The sequence below is a fragment of the Streptomyces sp. P5F9 genome (genome assembly GCF_057961495.1).
This window is the reverse complement of record NZ_JBXVPZ010000034.1, coordinates 22,843-39,563: the sequence shown is the minus strand read 5'-3', so window position 1 is coordinate 39,563 and position 16,721 is coordinate 22,843. Positions and strand designations below refer to the sequence as shown.

The 16,721-nt window shown below is 71.5% G+C and carries 16 protein-coding genes; 13 read left to right on the top strand and 3 right to left on the bottom strand.

Annotated elements, in window-relative coordinates; translation table 11 throughout:
- The 5 genes from AC31A1_RS09180 to AC31A1_RS09160 all read left to right on the top strand — a co-directional run.
- Positions 1–1,563, top strand: a 1,563-nt coding sequence (locus AC31A1_RS09180; protein ID WP_489652760.1) for a beta-N-acetylhexosaminidase, incomplete at its 5' end; no start/stop codon positions are given.
- Between the two features lie 131 nt (positions 1,564–1,694).
- Positions 1,695–2,354, top strand: coding sequence for a DUF4328 domain-containing protein (locus AC31A1_RS09175; protein ID WP_489652759.1), 660 nt, complete (start codon positions 1,695–1,697; stop codon positions 2,352–2,354).
- Between the two features lie 145 nt (positions 2,355–2,499).
- On the top strand, positions 2,500–3,087 hold the full coding sequence (locus AC31A1_RS09170) for a hypothetical protein (RefSeq protein ID WP_489652758.1): 588 nt from the start codon (positions 2,500–2,502) through the stop codon (positions 3,085–3,087).
- A gap of 112 nt (positions 3,088–3,199) precedes the next feature.
- Positions 3,200–3,601, top strand: a complete 402-nt coding sequence (locus tag AC31A1_RS09165; protein WP_489652757.1) for a hypothetical protein — start codon at positions 3,200–3,202, stop codon at positions 3,599–3,601.
- A gap of 151 nt (positions 3,602–3,752) precedes the next feature.
- Entirely contained in the window at positions 3,753–5,228 is a 1,476-nt protein-coding gene (locus AC31A1_RS09160) for an MFS transporter (RefSeq protein WP_489652756.1), read from the top strand.
- A 37-nt stretch (positions 5,229–5,265) separates the two neighbouring features.
- On the opposite strand, the gene AC31A1_RS09155 is transcribed toward AC31A1_RS09160, so the two are convergent.
- Entirely contained in the window at positions 5,266–6,456 is a 1,191-nt protein-coding gene (locus tag AC31A1_RS09155; RefSeq protein ID WP_489652755.1) for a Gfo/Idh/MocA family protein, read from the bottom strand.
- Between the two features lie 218 nt (positions 6,457–6,674).
- On the opposite strand from AC31A1_RS09155, the gene AC31A1_RS09150 reads away from it, so the two are divergent.
- The 5 genes from AC31A1_RS09150 (at position 6,675) to AC31A1_RS09130 (ending at position 11,084) form a co-directional block, all read left to right on the top strand.
- On the top strand, positions 6,675–7,298 hold the full coding sequence (locus AC31A1_RS09150) for an RNA polymerase sigma factor (RefSeq protein WP_489652754.1): 624 nt from the start codon (positions 6,675–6,677) through the stop codon (positions 7,296–7,298).
- The gene (locus AC31A1_RS09145) at positions 7,291–7,509 is read left to right on the top strand and encodes a hypothetical protein (protein ID WP_489652753.1); all 219 of its coding nucleotides are present in this window, start codon (positions 7,291–7,293) and stop codon (positions 7,507–7,509) included. The genes AC31A1_RS09150 and AC31A1_RS09145 overlap by 8 nt, the downstream gene beginning before the upstream one ends.
- 487 nt (positions 7,510–7,996) lie before the next feature.
- Positions 7,997–8,908, top strand: coding sequence for an expansin EXLX1 family cellulose-binding protein (locus AC31A1_RS09140; RefSeq protein ID WP_489652752.1), 912 nt, complete (start codon positions 7,997–7,999; stop codon positions 8,906–8,908).
- 329 nt (positions 8,909–9,237) lie between these two features.
- Positions 9,238–9,900, top strand: coding sequence for an RNA polymerase sigma factor (locus AC31A1_RS09135; RefSeq protein WP_489652751.1), 663 nt, complete (start codon positions 9,238–9,240; stop codon positions 9,898–9,900).
- Positions 9,900–11,084 (top strand): hypothetical protein, encoded by a 1,185-nt coding sequence (locus AC31A1_RS09130; protein ID WP_489652750.1) that lies wholly within the window; start codon positions 9,900–9,902, stop codon positions 11,082–11,084. The genes AC31A1_RS09135 and AC31A1_RS09130 overlap by 1 nt, the downstream gene beginning before the upstream one ends.
- Before the next feature lie 208 nt (positions 11,085–11,292).
- Here the strand turns inward: AC31A1_RS09130 and AC31A1_RS09125 are convergent, their stop codons facing one another.
- Positions 11,293–12,156 carry a L,D-transpeptidase family protein gene (locus tag AC31A1_RS09125; protein WP_489652749.1) on the bottom strand — a complete coding sequence of 288 codons (864 nt, stop codon included), beginning with the start codon at positions 12,154–12,156 and terminating at the stop codon, positions 11,293–11,295.
- Positions 12,157–12,256: 100 nt separating this feature from the next.
- On the opposite strand from AC31A1_RS09125, the gene AC31A1_RS09120 reads away from it, so the two are divergent.
- Both AC31A1_RS09120 and AC31A1_RS09115 read left to right on the top strand, forming a co-directional pair.
- Positions 12,257–13,837, top strand: coding sequence for an acyl-CoA mutase large subunit family protein (locus tag AC31A1_RS09120; RefSeq protein WP_489652748.1), 1,581 nt, complete (start codon positions 12,257–12,259; stop codon positions 13,835–13,837).
- Between the two features lie 93 nt (positions 13,838–13,930).
- Positions 13,931–14,506, top strand: coding sequence for a Uma2 family endonuclease (locus tag AC31A1_RS09115; RefSeq protein WP_489652747.1), 576 nt, complete (start codon positions 13,931–13,933; stop codon positions 14,504–14,506).
- A 30-nt stretch (positions 14,507–14,536) separates the two neighbouring features.
- Here the strand turns inward: AC31A1_RS09115 and AC31A1_RS09110 are convergent, their stop codons facing one another.
- Positions 14,537–15,973, bottom strand: coding sequence for an FAD-dependent oxidoreductase (locus tag AC31A1_RS09110; protein ID WP_489652746.1), 1,437 nt, complete (start codon positions 15,971–15,973; stop codon positions 14,537–14,539).
- A 72-nt stretch (positions 15,974–16,045) separates the two neighbouring features.
- Between AC31A1_RS09110 and AC31A1_RS09105 the strand changes: the two genes are divergently transcribed.
- A complete protein-coding gene (locus AC31A1_RS09105; protein ID WP_489652745.1) occupies positions 16,046–16,696 on the top strand; it encodes a TetR/AcrR family transcriptional regulator C-terminal domain-containing protein in 651 nt (216 codons plus the stop codon).
- Positions 16,697–16,721 lie beyond the last annotated feature (25 nt).

Here is a 16,721-nt window from a genome sequence, read left to right as displayed (position 1 = left end):
CTGTGGGCCGCGTCCGGGGACGAGGGGGGTTCCGGGGGTACGGCGGTCGGGTCCGCCGACGAGACCTCCGCCGCCTCGCGCGGCGCGGCCTCCCGTTCCGCGTCCCCGACGCCGAGTCCGAGTCCGACCCGGTCGTATCCCTTGTCGCAGACGCCCCGCACGATTCCCGCCGTGCGTTCCCACACCCCCGCGCGCGGTCCCGGCTGGCGGCCCGCCAAGGGGAACCGGGTCGTCGTCGAGGACGCCGATCTCGTCGACGAGGGGCGGCTGATCGCCGGTGAGCTGGGACTGACGTACGGCGGCGAGTCGAGCGACGTGCGCGCCGGGGACGTACGGCTGGCGCTGAACGACGACGAGGGCGCGAACCCGGAGTCGTACGCGATGACCGTGCGAGGGGGGAGGGTCAATATCAGCGGGCCCTCGGACGCGGGGGTGTTCTACGGGACCCGCACGCTCAAGCAGGAAGTGCACGGGGGCGGTACGGCGCCGGAGGGCGTCGTGCACGACCAACCGGCCAAGCCGCGGCGCGGGTTCATGCTGGACATCGCGCGCAAGCCGTTCACCGCGGCCTGGATCGAGGACCGGGTACGGGAGTTGGGCGACCTCAAGTTCAACGAACTGGGGCTGCACTTCTCCGACGACCAGGGTTTCCGGATCGAGTCGACCAGCCATCCGGAAGTTGTGTCGAAGGATCACCTCACCAAGGCGCAGGTCAAGAAGATCGTCGATCTCGCGGCCAGCCGGCACATCACCGTCGTGCCCGAGATTGACTCGCCGGGGCACCTCGGCGCGGTGCTCGCCGCCCATCCGGATCTGCAGCTGCGGAACGTGTCGGGCGTCGCCACGCGCGGTGCGATCGACATCTCCAAGGACGCGTCCGCCGCGATCGTCGACGAACTCCTCGACGAGTACGCCGGGTTGTTCCCCGGTGACCAGTGGCACCTCGGCGGCGACGAGTACCAGGCGCTGACCGTCGCCAACCCCCAGGCATCTTTCCCCCAGTTGGCGGCCGAGGCCACGAAGGCCTACGGCTCCGGCGGCACCGTCGCCGACCTCACCACCGGCTGGCTCAACGACCGCGCCGACACGGTCCGCAACCACGACCGGACGATGCGGGTGTGGAACGACGGCTTCCTCAAGGGGACTTCGGTGGCGGCGGCCAAGGACCTCCAAGTCGCGTACTGGACGGGCAAGGAGATCGGGGCCCGGCAGCCCGTCGCGTATCTGAGCGCGGGGCGCAAGGTCCTCAACTACAACGACGAGTACCTGTACTACGTCCTCGGCGAGCCGCAGACCTTCGTCTATCCCACGGGGCGGCGGATCTACGAACAGTGGACGCCCCGGGTGCTGCGCGGCACGACGGCGGTCCCGGCGAAGTACGACGGCCAGATCCTCGGCGGGTCGTTCGCGGTCTGGTGCGACCTCGCCAACTCGCAGACCCAGAACCAGGTCGCGGCGGGTATTCGTATGCCGCTGCGGGCCACGGTCCAGAAGCTGTGGGACCCGGGGACGCCCGCGTTGACCTGGACGCAGTTCAAGTCCCTTGCGGACAAGGTGGGTTGAGCGGGGCGGTCGGCGCGGCTGGGCAGCCGCTGGACTTCCGGGGCCGGTGGATCGTATGTTCCCCCTTCTGTTCGCACTCGGGGGGTTGCCGCATCGTGTCCGTTCCCGCGCCTGGTCCCCTACCCGGACCCGTGCCCCACCTGCGTTCACCGATCGGCCTCGGCCGGGCGGCCGCCGCGCTGCTCGGGCTTCTCATCGCCGTCAATCTGTTCGCCGGCTACGCCGATCTCGCCCTGTACGACGTGACGGGCGACCTCATGAACGGCTCGGTCGGCGATGCGGTGTTCCGGCGTGCGGACTCCGTGCAGTCGCTCCACTCGGTGGTCGGCCACGTCCGGGCGGTTTCGAGCGTCGTGTGCGCCGTCGTGTTCCTGTGCTGGTTCGTGCGGGTGCGGAGCAACGCCGGGGTGTTCGATCCGGCCGAGCAGAGCATGCAGCCCTGGTGGGCCGTCGTCGGGTGGTTCGTACCGTTCCTGAACTTCTGGTATCCGCGCCGGATCACCCTCGAAGTCTGGGACGCCAGCAGCGCCGCGGGCACGCGAAGGTCGCACGCGCTGGTCAACATCTGGTGGACGCTGTGGATCCTGTCGCTCCTCGTCGGCTGGCTGGGTGGCCTGGACTTCGGGAAATCCGCCACGGCCGACGAGATCCACACGGCCACCTTCCTGGCGATGTTCGTCGACGTCGCCCGCATCGCGGCAGGCGTGCCCGCGATCCTCGTCGTCCTGCGCCTGACCCGCATGCAGCACGCGAAGGCGCTGGCCGGGCCGGGAGCTCCGATCGGGGTCTGAGCGCTCCCGTTCCGTTGGCCGAAAACCTCTACTTCCCTTTTCTCTGCCTGCTCGGGGGCGTCCCGTGTGACACTCCCGGGGTGGAGCACGCAGTCAGGGGAAACGCGGGCTCCATAGGGGACGGGCCCCGCCGAGGGAGGTCTGGATGAGTCTGGTGGAACTGATCGCGCAGGCCGACGAACGCGCGCTGGCTGCCAGTGGACTGGCTTGTTTGGATCGGTGCGTGCCGCTGCTGGGCGTTGACGACGAGGTGCTGCGCCCGCTGTGGACCAGCCTCGCGGAGGGCGCCGCGGGGGAGGCGTGGGGCGAGTGCCTGGAGCAGGCCCGCGCCAAGCTGCCGGTTCTGTTCGCGGAACCCGGTGAGGATCGCGCCGTTCAGCTCGCCCGGCAGATGCTCGCGACCGCACCCGCCGATCCGGTGGGCACTCCGGTACGGGAGTGGGCCGACGCCTGCTCGGTCGCCTCGTTGCGGATCCACCGGCTCCTGGAGGTCATGGCCCCGGCGGGTGATGCCGACGGCGACGATGACATCGGCTCCCGCCGGGAAGGTCGTACGGACGGCATGTCGCCCCTAGTCGCCGCCGAACTGCGGCGCCAGATCGGCGTTCTTGAGCTGCTCGCCGGAACCGGAACCGGAACCGGCGGCGGACTGCGCCAGGTGTTGGCGGTGTCGACGGAGGGGCGCCGGGTGCTGCGCGCGGTGGTCTCGCGGCGGGCGCGCGGCCGGAGTTGAGTGCGAGGTCTGTGACCGTCGTGCGGCGGAGGTGGGTCGGTCCTGCGCCGGTCCGCGGAAATGTCCGGATCGGGGTGCCGGAACACCGTCCCACCATGCTTTTCCTGGTGCGATGACACACGTGATGACAGCGCGGGAGCGCAGGCCCTCCGCCGCCGCGCGGCCCGTGCGGTGGGCGGCGGACGCGGTGGCGACGATGCGCGAGGGGGCCCGGGTCCGTCTCGACTACTCGGCGCAGAGCCTGTGGCGGGTCGACCGGATGATCGAGGAGATACGGCGGGACGGGGTGCCGTACGCCGCCGTCGAGAGCGAGTTGCGCGGATTCGGGGCGTACGCCGGTGAGGTGATCGCGCGGCAGACCGGCGGGGAGTGGTGGGCGACCGGGGGTGAGCACTGGCTGCGTACTCCGGAGGGGCGGTTGTGGGACCCCATCGACGAGGCGCGGCGGTGTTTCGGCGGGCACGGGTCGCTGCGCCTGCTGTGCCGGGACGCGGTGAACGGCGTTCGCGGGTAAGGGCGTTCGCGGGTAAGGGGGTTCAGCCTCGCCGTACTCAGCATGCGGCGGGTCGCGGTCGGCAAAATCGGCGTAATAAGAGACGCTGGCGTTCCCAAGGGGTCGGGTGCGGGAGGACGATGAGAACGTTCGCCGGACCCGGGGAGGATCCATGGCCGAGAACCGTCGTTGGTGGGCGCTGGTCGTCATCGCGCTCGCGCAGTTGATGGTCGTCCTCGACATGACCATCGTCAACATCGCACTGCCCTCCGCCCAGACCGACCTCGGCATGTCGGACGGGAACCGGCAGTGGGTCATCACCGCCTACACGCTCGCCTTCGGCGGGCTGTTGCTGCTCGGCGGCCGGATCGCCGACCTCGCCGGGCGCAAGAACACCTTCATGATCGGGCTGATCGGCTTCGCCGCCGCGTCCGCGCTCGGCGGTGCCGCCGCCAACCAGGGCATGCTGTTCGGCGCCCGAGCACTGCAAGGAGTCTTCGCCGCCCTGCTGGCCCCCTCCGCGCTGTCGCTGCTCACGACGACGTTCACCGACCCGAAGGACCGCAGCAAGGCCTTCGGTGTGTTCGGCGCGATCGTCGGCGCGGGCGCGGCGGTCGGGCTGCTGGCCGGCGGGTTTCTCACCCAGTACCTGGACTGGCGCTGGTGTCTGTACGTCAACGTGCCCATCGCTCTCGTCGCGTTCGCCGGTGCCTGGGTCCTGCTCAGCGACAGCTCCCGGCACCCGGACGCCCACCTCGACATACCGGGCGCGCTGCTCGGTTCCCTCGGCATGCTCACGCTGGTGTACGGCTTCTCCGAGGCGGAGTCGAGGAGTTGGGGCGACGGGCTGGTCCTGACCCTGCTCGCCGCCGGGGTCGTCCTGCTCGGCGTCTTCGGGTTCTGGCAGACCCGGGCGAAGGTTCCGCTGCTGCCGATGTCGGTGGTGAAGGACCGTCAGCGGGTCGGCGCGTTCCTCACCATCCTGTTCGTCACCATCGGCATGTTCGGCGTGTTCCTCTTCCTCACCTACTACATGCAGCGCGTCCTCGGATACTCGCCGGTCAAGACGGGCGTCGCCTACCTCCCCATCACCGTCGGCATGATCACCGGCTCGACCCAGGTCGCGGCCCGGCTGCTGCACCGGGTCCCGCCGCGCACCCTGATGGTCCCCGGTCTCCTGATCGCGGCGGGCGCGCTCGCGCTGATCGCGCAGGTCGGGGTGGAGCCCGCGTACGCCACGTACATCCTGCCCGGCATGCTGATGCTCGGCCTCGGCATGGGTACGGCGATGATGACCTCGGTGTCCCTGGCCACCGGAAGCGTCGCACCCCGCGACTCCGGCGCGGCCTCCGCGACCTTCAACACGGCCCAGCAGGTGGGCGGTTCGATCGGTACGGCCCTCCTCAACACGATCGCCGCCACGGTCACCACCCGCTACGCCACCGCCCACGCGGGCCCCGGCGCGAACAAGCAGCTGCTGGAGGCGAAGGCCGCGGTGCACGGCTTCAACGTCGCCACCTGGTGGGCGATGGCCTCGATCCTGCTGGCCGCGCTCATCGCGGGCGTCCTGGTGAACGCGGACCGGGTGCCCACACCGGGCGCGGTGGCGAAGGAGACCCCTCAGCAGCCGGTGGAGACCTCCATCTAGACCTACGGTCTCCATGGCCTCGCAGTTCCAACCAGCCCTACGACTCCCGCACTTGACCCCGCTCGAAGTAGGCGACGAGTTCCGGGTCGAGGGGCGGTACCTCACGCGGGGTGCCGCCGTCCCGCAGTGACTCGGTGGCCCCGGACCCCGCGGCCACCGCCATCCGCGCGGCGACGGGCGAGGTGTCGGTACGCCCGCCGTGCCGTACGAACCGCAGGAACTCGTCGATCAACAGCGGGTCGGCGCCGCCGTGTTCGCCGTCCCGCTCGGTGTCCGGGACCCGGTACTCGGCGTCGGCGTGCTCCCGGTAGCCCGAGCGGCGGCTGTTCCAGACCTTCACCACCGCGCCGGGCCCGTCGCCGAAGTTCTCCAGCCGGCCCGCGTCGCCGATGACGGTGTAGTTGCGCCAGTAGTCGGGGGTGAAGTGGCACTGCTGGTAGGCGGCCAACACCCCGTTGTCCAGGCGCATGTTGACCAGCGACACGTCCTCGACGTCGATGACCGGGTTGAGCGCCCGCTGGGTGTGCGGCGGCCAGTGTCCGTCCTTGGTGTACCAGTCGGCGGTCTTCGGCTCGCCGGGCGCGCGCCGGTGCGGGAGGCCGCCGTAGACCAACAGGTCGCCGAATGCCTGCACTTGGCTGGTGTAGCCGTCGGCCAGCCAGTGGATCACGTCGAGATCGTGGGCCGCCTTCTGGAGCAACAGGCCTGTGCTGTAACGGCGTTCGGCGTGCCAGTCCTTGAAGTACCAGTCGCCGCCGTAGCCGACGAAGTGCCGTACCCACACCGTCTTCACGGTGCCGATCGCGCCGTCCTCGACGAGGTCCCGCATCAGGCGGATCACCGGCATGTGGCGCATGTTGTGGCCGACGTAGAGGCGGCTGCCGGTCTCGTGGGCCGTACGCAGGACGCGGTCGCAGCGTTCGACGGTGATGTCGAGCGGCTTCTCGACGAGGACGGGCCTGCCCGCGCGCAGCGACTCGCAGGCGAGGTCGGCGTGGGTGTGGTCGGGGGTGAGGACGAGGATCGCGTCGACGTGGGGGGACAGGACAACTTCCCGATGGTCGGCGGATGTTGAGACACCCGGGAAGTCGAGGGCCGCCTCCTCCCGGGCCGCCGGGTCGGGGTCCGCGAGGGCGGTGACGCGGGAGCCCGCGCCGGGGCGGTGGGCGACGCGGGCGAGGCTGCCGCGCAGGCCGTAGCCGAGGACACCGATACGGAGGTCGGACATGGGTCTCCTTCGTTCGCGGGCACGCCACGGGCGGACGTACACCGGGGCCAGAGGGACCGTGCCCCGTCGGCGGGCCGGAGATGTGCCGGGCGGGCCGCGGGCTGTGACGTTTCTGTGAGGGGCGGCGCTGATGGCGATGGGGGGTGCGGGGGATCGCCGAGGGGGACCGCCGTGCCCGTACGGATTCTTCGCGCACTCGGTACGGACGAGGACAGTCCTTGGGCCAGACAGGCGAGCCCCGGCGCGGGCACGCGCACGACAGGGAACTGGGCGCGGCCGTCGCGCGGGCCCAGGAGGGCGACGACGGCGCTTTCGCGGTCGCGTACCGGATCGTGCAGCCCGGGCTGCTCGGATATCTGCGCGGGCTCGTCGGCGACGACGCCGAGGACGTGGCGTCCGACGCGTGGCTGGAGATCGCCCGCGACCTGGGCCGGTTCCGCGGCGACGGGGCGGGCTTCCGCGGCTGGACGGCGACCATCGCCCGGCACCGGGCGCTCGACCATCTGCGCAGACAGCGGGTACGTCCGAGACCGGCGGCGCTCGAACAGGACGTACTCGAACTGCCGGGCCCGCACAGCACCCACGACCAGGCGCTGGAGTCCCTCTCCACGGAGTACGCGCTCGGGCTGGTGCGGGGGTTGCCGCAGGACCAGGCCGAGGCCGTGCTGCTCCGGGTGGTCGTGGGGCTGGACGGGCCCGGCGCCGCGCGGGTGCTGGGCAAGCGGCCGGGGGCGGTGCGTACGGCCGCCTATCGGGGGCTGAAGCGGCTGGCGCGCGAACTGGGCGTGGCGGACGGCGTGACGGACGGCGTGACGGAAAGGGATGGAGACGGACATGGCTGAACGCGACACGGGCCTGCCCGGCCTGCCCGGACTCCCTGGCCCCTCTGGTCTCCCGGGCCTGCTGGGCGCGGCTCTCCGCGAGGGCGATGTGGACGGCGAGGCCGAACGGCGGGCGGTGGCGGCTTTCCGGGCGGCGCGGGACGCGGGGGTCCAGGCGGCGCCGACGCGGAGGCAGGATGACTGGCGGCCGAGGGGCAGCGGGGCCCTGTAAGGACGTCGCGCTTCGTGTCTGCTGCTCCCTCGGGGCGAGCGGGCCCGAGCGAGCGGGCCTGAGCGAGTGACCGGTGAGCCGGTCCGACAGTGCGGATCGCCTCGGCCCGCTGGACCACACCGGGTTCGCCCTCGCTGTCATGGCGGTGCGGCCTGTGCGTCGGAGCGGGAACCTCGGGCGGGCGGGGGCTGTTCCCAGGCCGTTCCTCGGCCCGCACCCGGGTGGCCGCCCTGCGTGCCCTCCGCCTCCTCCAACAGCTGCCGCTGTGCCGGAGGTTGCCAGGGGCCGTCCGCCATGGCGCCGTCCCGTGCCCGGCACTTCTGTCCCGCTGCTCGTGCGCTGGTATCCGGCCCGCCGAGAAACCGGCGGCAACCTTTGCGTCGCCTGTGACCACTGAGCAGGGCAACACCGGCTCGCTCTCGAACGGATGGACATGCAGGAGACAACACGGCAGGCGGCGCGGCGGCGCAGGCACAGACGCCGACTGATGGTGGGTACCGCCACGGGGCTGATCGTCACAGGACTTCTCGTCTGCCTGGTCATGGCCGAGCGACCGGACCGGAAGGAGGATGCCGGGCCGGCCGCGGCCACGGCCGTCGCCAACTCCCAGGGGGCCTTCCCGTCGGCCTCGCCGGTGCGCAAGCGGTCCTCGGCGTCCCCGTCCGTGACCTCCACGAGTTCCGTGACACCGTCCGCTGGTCCGGCCACTCCGAAGGCTTCCCCGTCCAGGTCGGCGGCGCGGTCGTCAGCCACCCCGCGACAGGCTCCGGTCACGACCTCCCTGGCCGGGCGGATCCGGCCCAGGGTCACCTACCCGGGGGTCGCCACCGTCTACAAGGCCGGGGTCGGGGACGGCGCCTGCTCGTACGGTCCGAGCGGCGACATGATGATCGCGGCGATGAACACCACCGACTACGAGACGTCCAGGGCGTGCGGGGCGTACATACGCGTTCGCGCGGCGAACGGCGCCTCGGTCACCGTCCGGATCACCAACGAGTGCCCGCTGCCCTGCGCGCCCGGGCAACTCGACCTCAGCGAACAGGCCTTCGCCGAACTGGCCCCCGTCTCGACCGGCCGGCTCGCGATCACCTGGAGCCTGCTCAGCCCCGACACGTCGGGCACGATCTCGATCCGCTACAAGACCGGGTCCAGCCCTTACTGGTGCGGCATTCAGGCGATCGGCCACCGCAACCCGCTCGCCCGGCTGGAGGTCCGCAGCGGCGGCAGTTGGCGCCGACTGGCCCGTACCGACTACAACTACTTCCTCTCCCCCGACGGCAGCGGGTGCGGCAGCGCCATCAGGCTCACCGACATCTACGGACAACAACTCACCGTCGACGGGATCGCGGTGCGGCCCGAAGTCGTGCAGCCCACACGGGTCCAGTTCGCCCGACACTGACCCGACCGCCCGGTCGGAGGCGAAGCCGTTGCGGGCGAGGAGAGCGTCCATGTTGGGCGTCAGCACCCGGTGGTCGCCCCAGGCCGGAGCCGTAGACCGCGGAGACGGCCGGAGCCGCCACCCCCCACAGGAGAGGCCCCGGCCGTCGCGCTGTACGGGCCGCGCGGCGGCCCGTACTTTTTACAGCGCCGGGAGTGCGTTTTCTGTCACACCGCGGGCCCGCACCAAGTAGTTGCACCTTGTACGGACATGGACGAGGAACAGTTTCAGGTCGTAACGTGCCTTTCGCGCCGGAGTGCGGACGCGACCAACACCATTCGAGGGACCACGTGCTGGGGGACGACGCGGAGCTGACCACCGCGGTGCTTGCGGCACAGGACGGGGACGAGACCGCGTTCCGGACTGTGTACCGCACGGTGCACCCGCGGTTGCTCGGATACGTACGGACGCTGGTCGGCGATCCGGACGCCGAGGACGTCGCGTCCGAGGCCTGGCTGCAGATCGCCCGTGACCTGGACCGGTTCAGCGGGGACGCGGACCGGTTCCGCGGATGGGCGGCCCGGATCGCCCGCAACCGCGCCCTGGACCACATACGGATGCGCGGCCGCCGCCCCGCCATAGGCGGCGACGAGACCGAACTCACCGGCCGCGCCGCCGAGTCGGACACCGCGGGTGAGGCCATCGAGGCCCTGGCCACCGACAACACCCTCTCCCTCATCGCCCAGCTGCCGCAGGACCAGGCCGAGGCCGTCGTCCTGCGGGTGGTCATGGGCCTCGACGCCAAGACCGCCGCGGAGACCCTCGGCAAGCGGCCCGGCGCCGTCCGCACGGCCGCGCACCGCGGGCTGAAACGGCTGGCGGAACTGCTCGGCGGCGACCCGGAATCGGCCGCGGCCCTCGACGCCCTGCCGCCCCAGCGAGACCCGCGCGACCGCGCGGTGACGTCCGCCACTGTGACGCATATGCGTGCGCGGACGCAGAAGGACATGTGATGGCCGACGAGCGCTCTGCTTTTCCGGGGGACACCCCTCGGACCCCCGGCCGATGGCTGGACCGTGAGACCGCCGAGCTGCTGCTGCGCGGCGAGTCCCTGGACGCCGTCGATCCGGCCGCCCGTGCCCAGGCCGAGCGGCTTGCCAGGACCCTCGGCGCGCTGTCCGTGGAACCCTCGCAGACCAAGGTCGAACTCCCGGGCGAGGAAGCGGCGTTGGCCGTCTTCCGGGCCGCGCGCAACGGCAACGATGTCGAGCGGGCCGCCCTCGCCCGGCGCGGCCGCGGGCCGTCCTCCGACGCCGGTCTCGTCCGGCTCGGGCGCCCCGCCGCGACCGTCCCGGAGCCACGCTGGGGAAGACCCGTACGGGTCGGCCTGACCGCCGCGCTCGCCGTCGGCATGCTCGGCGGGGTCGCGGCCGCCGTCGGCACGGGAGCCCTTCCGACCCCGTTCTACGACGACCCGACGCCCGCCTCCTCCATCTCCGCCGCCGTGACACCGCCCGACCGCACCCACGTCTCGCCCTCGCCGAGCGGCACCGGCGGCCCGGGCACGCCCACGGCGGGCGGCGGCTCCGACGACTCCTCCGGCGAGGCCGCCGGCAGCGGCACGAACCCCACGCCCTCCGCCGGTACCGGTGACGACAAGTCCTTCGGCTCGGGCGGCTGGTGGAAAGGTGTCACCTCCTCCTGCCGTGCCGTGCGCGACGGCAAGTCCCTGGCCCCCGGCCGCAAGCGCACCCTGGAGGGCGCGGCAGGCGGCACGTCCCACGTGTGGACGTACTGCAAGGGCCTCCTCCAGCACACCGGCGCCGGAACCGGCACGGACGACAAGAACTCCGGCAGCAAGGGCGACAGCAGCGGAAGCGGCGACGGCGACGGGCAGAGCGCCGGCGGTCAGGGCGGCGACCAGAACGGTTCGGACGAGCAGGCCGGCGGCCAGGGCGGCGGCGGGAACCTGGCCCCGATCGCCCCGGGCGGCGGCAATGGCGGCAGCGGCAGCAGCAGTGGTGGCGGCAACGGTGGCAGCAGCGGCGGCGGTTACCAGAACAACGGCGCCTCCACCTCCGGCCCCACGGTCTTCACCCCGCTCGCCCGGCACCAGCCGCCGTCCGCCCCGGCCCCGTCGCACACCACCGACACCCGGCAGACCCCGTCGCCGAGCCCGACGTACAGCGCGCTCTGAACCGATCGCACGTCGCTGACCTGCGCTTTCGCGGTTCGTGGAAATTTCTTCGCGGCAGGTGTGACATTTCCGGCCGTCGTGGCGCAGTACTGAGTGAGCCGACTGGTCATCGGCCAACGCACAGAGCCGGGGTTCCCCCCGTACCTACGGCTCGTGCACACGGCGCGGGTGGGACACGTTCCCCCGGTCCCGCCCGCGCCTCATACACCTACTGGTGGACGACGACCTTGTCGCCGGTCCGCACCTGGGCGAAGAGACTCGCGATCGCCGCCTCGTCCCGTACGTTGACGCAGCCGTGCGAGCCGCCCGCGTAACCCCGCATCGAGAAGTCGTACGAGTAGTGCACCGCCTGGCCGCCGCTGAAGAACATGGCGTACGGCATGGGGGAGTGGTAGAGCGTGGACACCCAGTCGCGGGCCTTCCAGTAGACGTGGAACACACCGTCGCGGGTCGGGGTGTACTGCGCGCCGAACCGTACCGACATCGTCGACACCGTCCGCCCGTCGATCATCCAGCGCAGGGTGCGGCTCGTCTTGTCGATGCACAGGACCCGGCCGGTGAGACAGCGCGGGTCGGGCGCGCCGGCCGGCTGGCCGCCCATCAGGTACAGGTCCCACTTGCCCGGCTCGTGCGTCATCTTCAGCAGCCGTTGCCAGGTGACGCTGTCGGTCCGGCCCGTCTTCGGCAGCCCGCGCTTGCCCTGGAAACCCGCGACGGCCTGTTCGGTGAGGTCGTCGTAGGTCCCGGTCGGCCCGTCGAAGAGCCAGTCGACCTGCCGTAGCCGCGCCTGCAGTTCGCGCACGTCACCGCCGCTGTCGCCGCGCGACCACAGGACGTTCGCGGCGCGGGCGGTGCTCGGGGAGGCGGAGGGCTTCCCGTCACCGGTGCTGCTACCGCTACTGCTGCTCTTGCTGTCGGGAAGCTTGATGTGGACGGGCAGATGGTGCCCGCCGTCCGCGTCGGTGCCCTGCACCGTGCAGCCGCACACCGCCACCAGTGCCGACAGGGCCGCCGCGGCGGCGACCGCTCGCGCCCTACCCGTAGTACGCCTCCCCATACCCGTAGTACGCATCGCGGACCCCCGTCGTCTCACCGGCCTCGTACCCCGGAGACGTACCCCCGGATGACGGGGCGCGAACGGCGGGGCATCGTGGGGAGCGGAGGTGCCCACCATGGTGCGAGAGTCGGAGTCGGGGCTGCCCGTCGAACCTGTCTACGGTCCCGAGGCCCTCGCCGGCTGGGACCCGGCCGCGGAGCTGGGCGAACCCGGGAAGTACCCCTTCACGCGGGGCGTGTACCCGTCCATGTACACGGGACGGCCCTGGACGATGCGCCAGTACGCCGGTTTCGGCACGGCGGCCGAGTCCAACGCCCGCTACCGGCAGCTGATCGCCCACGGCACGACCGGTCTGTCCGTCGCCTTCGACCTGCCCACCCAGATGGGCCACGACTCCGACGCGGCGCTCGCGCACGGCGAGGTCGGCAAGGTGGGCGTCGCGATCGACTCGGTCGACGACATGCGGATCCTGTTCGACGGCATCCCCCTCGACCAGGTCTCCACCTCGATGACGATCAACGCCCCCGCCGCCCTCCTCCTGCTGATGTACCAGCTCGTCGGCGAGGAACAGGGCGTACCGGCAGGGCAGTTGACTGGCACCATCCAGAACGACGTACTCAAGGAGTACATCGCGCGCGGGACGTACATCTTCCCGCCGAAGCCGTCGCTGCGGCTGACCGCCGACATCTTCAAGTACTGCGGCGCCGAGATCCCGAAGTGGAACACCATCTCCATCTCCGGCTACCACATGGCGGAGGCCGGCGCCTCGCCCGCGCAGGAGATCGCCTTCACCCTCGCCGACGGCATCGAGTACGTCCGTACGGCGGTCGCGGCCGGCATGGACGTCGACGACTTCGCACCCCGGCTCTCCTTCTTCTTCGTGGCGCGTACGACGATCCTCGAAGAGGTCGCCAAGTTCCGTGCGGCCAGGCGCATGTGGGCCCGGGTGATGCGGGACGAGTTCGGCGCGCGGAACCCGAAGTCCCTGATGCTGCGCTTCCACACCCAGACCGCCGGGGTCCAACTCACCGCCCAGCAGCCGGAGGTGAACCTCGTCCGGGTCGCCGTCCAGGGACTGGCCGCGGTGCTCGGCGGCACCCAGTCGCTGCACACGAACTCCTTCGACGAGGCGATCGCGCTGCCGACGGACAAGAGCGCGCGCCTCGCGCTGCGCACCCAGCAGGTGCTGGCGTACGAGACGGACGTGACCGCGACCGTGGATCCCTTCGCGGGGTCGTACGCCGTCGAGACGATGACGGACGACGTCGAGCGGGCCGCGGTCCGACTGATGCGGCGGGTCGAGGAGTTGGGCGGTGCGGTCGGCGCCGTCGAACACGGCTTCCAGAAGGGCGAGATCGAGCGCAACGCCTACCGCATCGCCCAGGAGACCGACTCCGGCGACCGGGTCGTGGTCGGCGTCAACCGCTTCCGCCTGGACGCGGAGGAACCGTACGAGCCCCTCCGCGTCGATCCCGCCATCGAGGCCCGGCAGACCGAACGCCTCGCACGGCTCCGCGCCGAACGGGACCGGAAGGCGGTGGACTCGGCGCTCGCCGCGCTGCGGACGGCGGCGGAGGGTACGGACAACGTGCTGTACCCGATGAAGGAGGCGCTGCGGGCGCGGGCGACGGTGGGGGAGGTGTGCGACGCGCTGCGGGGGGTGTGGGGGACGTATGTGCCGACGGATGCGTTCTGACCTGGGCGATTACTCCGTATGGGTGATCGCGGGCGGAATGGGCCTGGCCCCGGTTACTCTCGTTGGAGAGTGGGCCCCGAAAAGGAGGACGCCATGGCCGTACTGCAGCAGGAGCTGACCCTGGGCGAGGCCGCCGACCAGCTCGCCCGTGCACTGCCCGGCCACCGCGTGGAGATTCTCCAGGGGAGGCTTACTGTGACACCGCCGCCGGACGGCTCGCACGCGATGTCGCTGACCAAGGCGTGCCGGGCGCTGGAACGCGCAGGCATCGACGGAAGCGGGGTCGACTGGGTCCAGGGCGTCGGCCTCTGGCTGCCCACACTGCCCGAGGACTTCGCGATCCCCGACCTCTCCGTGGTCGACGAGGACTTCCGCGATGCCCACGTCACGAAGAACCACTACGCACCGAACGTCTTCCGTCTGGTCGTCGAAGTGACGTCGTCGAACTGGTCCGACGACCTCCATGTCAAGGTCGAGTGCTACGCCCAGGCCGGCATCCCCGCGTATCTCGTCGCCGACCGCAAACACGGTGAGGTGCTTCTCTACACCGACCCGGTCGACGGCAAGTATCCCGACCCACAGCGCTTCAAGCGCGGTCAGAGCGTGCCGGTGCCCGAGTCTGTCGGTGTCCGCGCCGAACTCTCCACGGATTCCCTCCTCGACGGCTGACCGCCCCCGTCCGTCGAGCGTGGCCCAGTGCTAGCAGAGGCCGACCCGGGTCAGGTAGGCGCCGAGTCCGGTGTCGTCGTCCGAGGCCCAGCCGACGTAGCCGTCCGGGCGGACCAGGAAGAGGCCCGTGCCGTACGTCTCGGCGGGCGGCCCCGCTACGACGCGTACGGCGCCGCTGTCACCGATCGCCGCGATCGCCGGTGCCTCCGTGCCCAGGGCGAGCAGGGTCCAGTGCGGGCCCCGGAAGGCGTCGAGGAGGCGTTCGCCCGCGACGGTCCGGTTCGGGGCGCGGTCGCCGGCGCGTAGCCCGTCCGAGGCCGCCCGGGTCTCCTCCGTGAGGCTCGACTCCCGGTAGCCGATGCCCAGTTGGCGGGTCGCCTCGCCGCGGCGGGCCTCGCCCCGGTGGACCTTGGTGGACAGGCCGAGCATCTCGGCGGCGTTGGGGCGCCGCTCCTCCTCGTAGGTGTCGAGCAGGCTCGCGGGGGCCTCACCGCGCAGCACCGCGCCCAGCTTCCAGCCCAGGTTGTAGGCGTCCTGGACGCTGGTGTTGAGGCCCTGGCCGCCGGCCGGCGAGTGGACGTGCGCCGCGTCCCCGGCGAGGAAGACCCGGCCCTGCTGGAAACGGTCCGCGAGGGCCGCCCGGGGCCGGAAGTCCGAGGCCCAGGTGAGCTCGGTGATGTCCTCGGGGGCGAGGTGCGAGCGCGCGGCGACGGTCTTCCGTACGCCGTCGAGGGAGAGGTCGGGCGGGCTGTCGTCCAGGAGCTGGGCGACCACCTGGAAGTCCTCCGTCCCGGCCAGCGGGCAGATCGCGAGGAAGCCCTCGTCGCCCCGCGGCGGGAAGATGTGCCAGTTGTCGCGGTCCAGGCCGGTGATACGGGTGTCGGCGACCAGGATCGGGTTCGGGTCGACGGTCTCGCCGGTCATGCCGATGCCGAGCCCGCGCCGGATCACCGAGCGACCGCCGTCCGCGGCCACCGCGTACCGGGCGCGGACGGGGGCGCCGGACGCGAACGCGACCGTCACACCGTCCTCGTCCTGGGCGAGCCCGGCGACCTCGCGGCCGAAGGACACCCGGCCGCCCAGCTCGTCGAGCCGGGCCCGGAGGATCTCCTGGGTGCGCCACTGGGGCACCATCCACGGGGCGCCGTACGGCGAGTCCTCGTTCGTCTCGGCCGGGTCGAACATGTTCTGCTCGGCGACCCGCTCGCCGTCCTGCCAGACCATCCCGACCGGGTAGTCGCCGCCCGCCGCGAGGATCGCGTCCAGGACGCCGAGGTCGTCGAAGACCTCCATCGTGCGCGGCTGGATGCCCTTGCCGCGCGAGCCGGGGGACAGCCCCTCGCCGCGCTCGACGACCAGCGCGTCCACCCCGCGCCGGGCGAGGTCGATGCCGAGGGCGAGTCCGGTGGGGCCCGCGCCCACGATGAGTACGTCCACGTGTTCGGCCGGATTTGCGTGCTCGGTCATGATCCAGTCTCCTTAACGCTGTTAAGTACGGCTGGTTCCGAGGGTGGCCTTAACGGTGTTAAGTTGTCAAGCGTGAGTACGGAACGACGCACCCCCCTCGACCGCAAGCGCGTGGCGGACACGGCCCTGAAGCTGCTGAACGAGGTCGGTCTGGACGGGCTGACCCTGCGCGCCATCGCCAAGGAACTGGACGTCAAGGCACCCGCCCTGTACTGGCACTTCAAGGACAAACAGGCGCTGCTCGACGAGATGGCGACCGAAATGTACCGGCGGATGGTCGCCGACTCCCCGCTCTCCCCCGAGGACACCTGGCAGGAGCGGCTGCTGAAGTCCAACCGCGCCCTGCGGGACGCGCTGCTCGGCTACCGCGACGGCGCCAAGGTCTTCAGCGGTTCCCGCTTCACCGGCACGCTGCACGCCGTGGAGATGGAGAACACCCTGCGCCTGTTCACCGAGGCCGGCTTCACCCTCGCCCGGGCGGTCCGCGCGACCTCGACGTCGTACCTCTTCACCATCGGGTTCGTCAGCGAGGAACAGGGCGTCCAGCCACTGCCGGACGAGCGCCGCGAGGGCTACGACGTACACGAACGCGCCCGCCTGATGGCCGACTTCCCTCTGTCGGCCGCGGCGGGGGCGGAGATCTTCGACGACTACGAAAAGCACTTCGAGGAGGGGCTGGCCCTGCTCATCGCGGGCATCGAGGTCCGTTTCGGCATCAGCTGAACGCCCGAAGAGGCCGGGCCGTTAC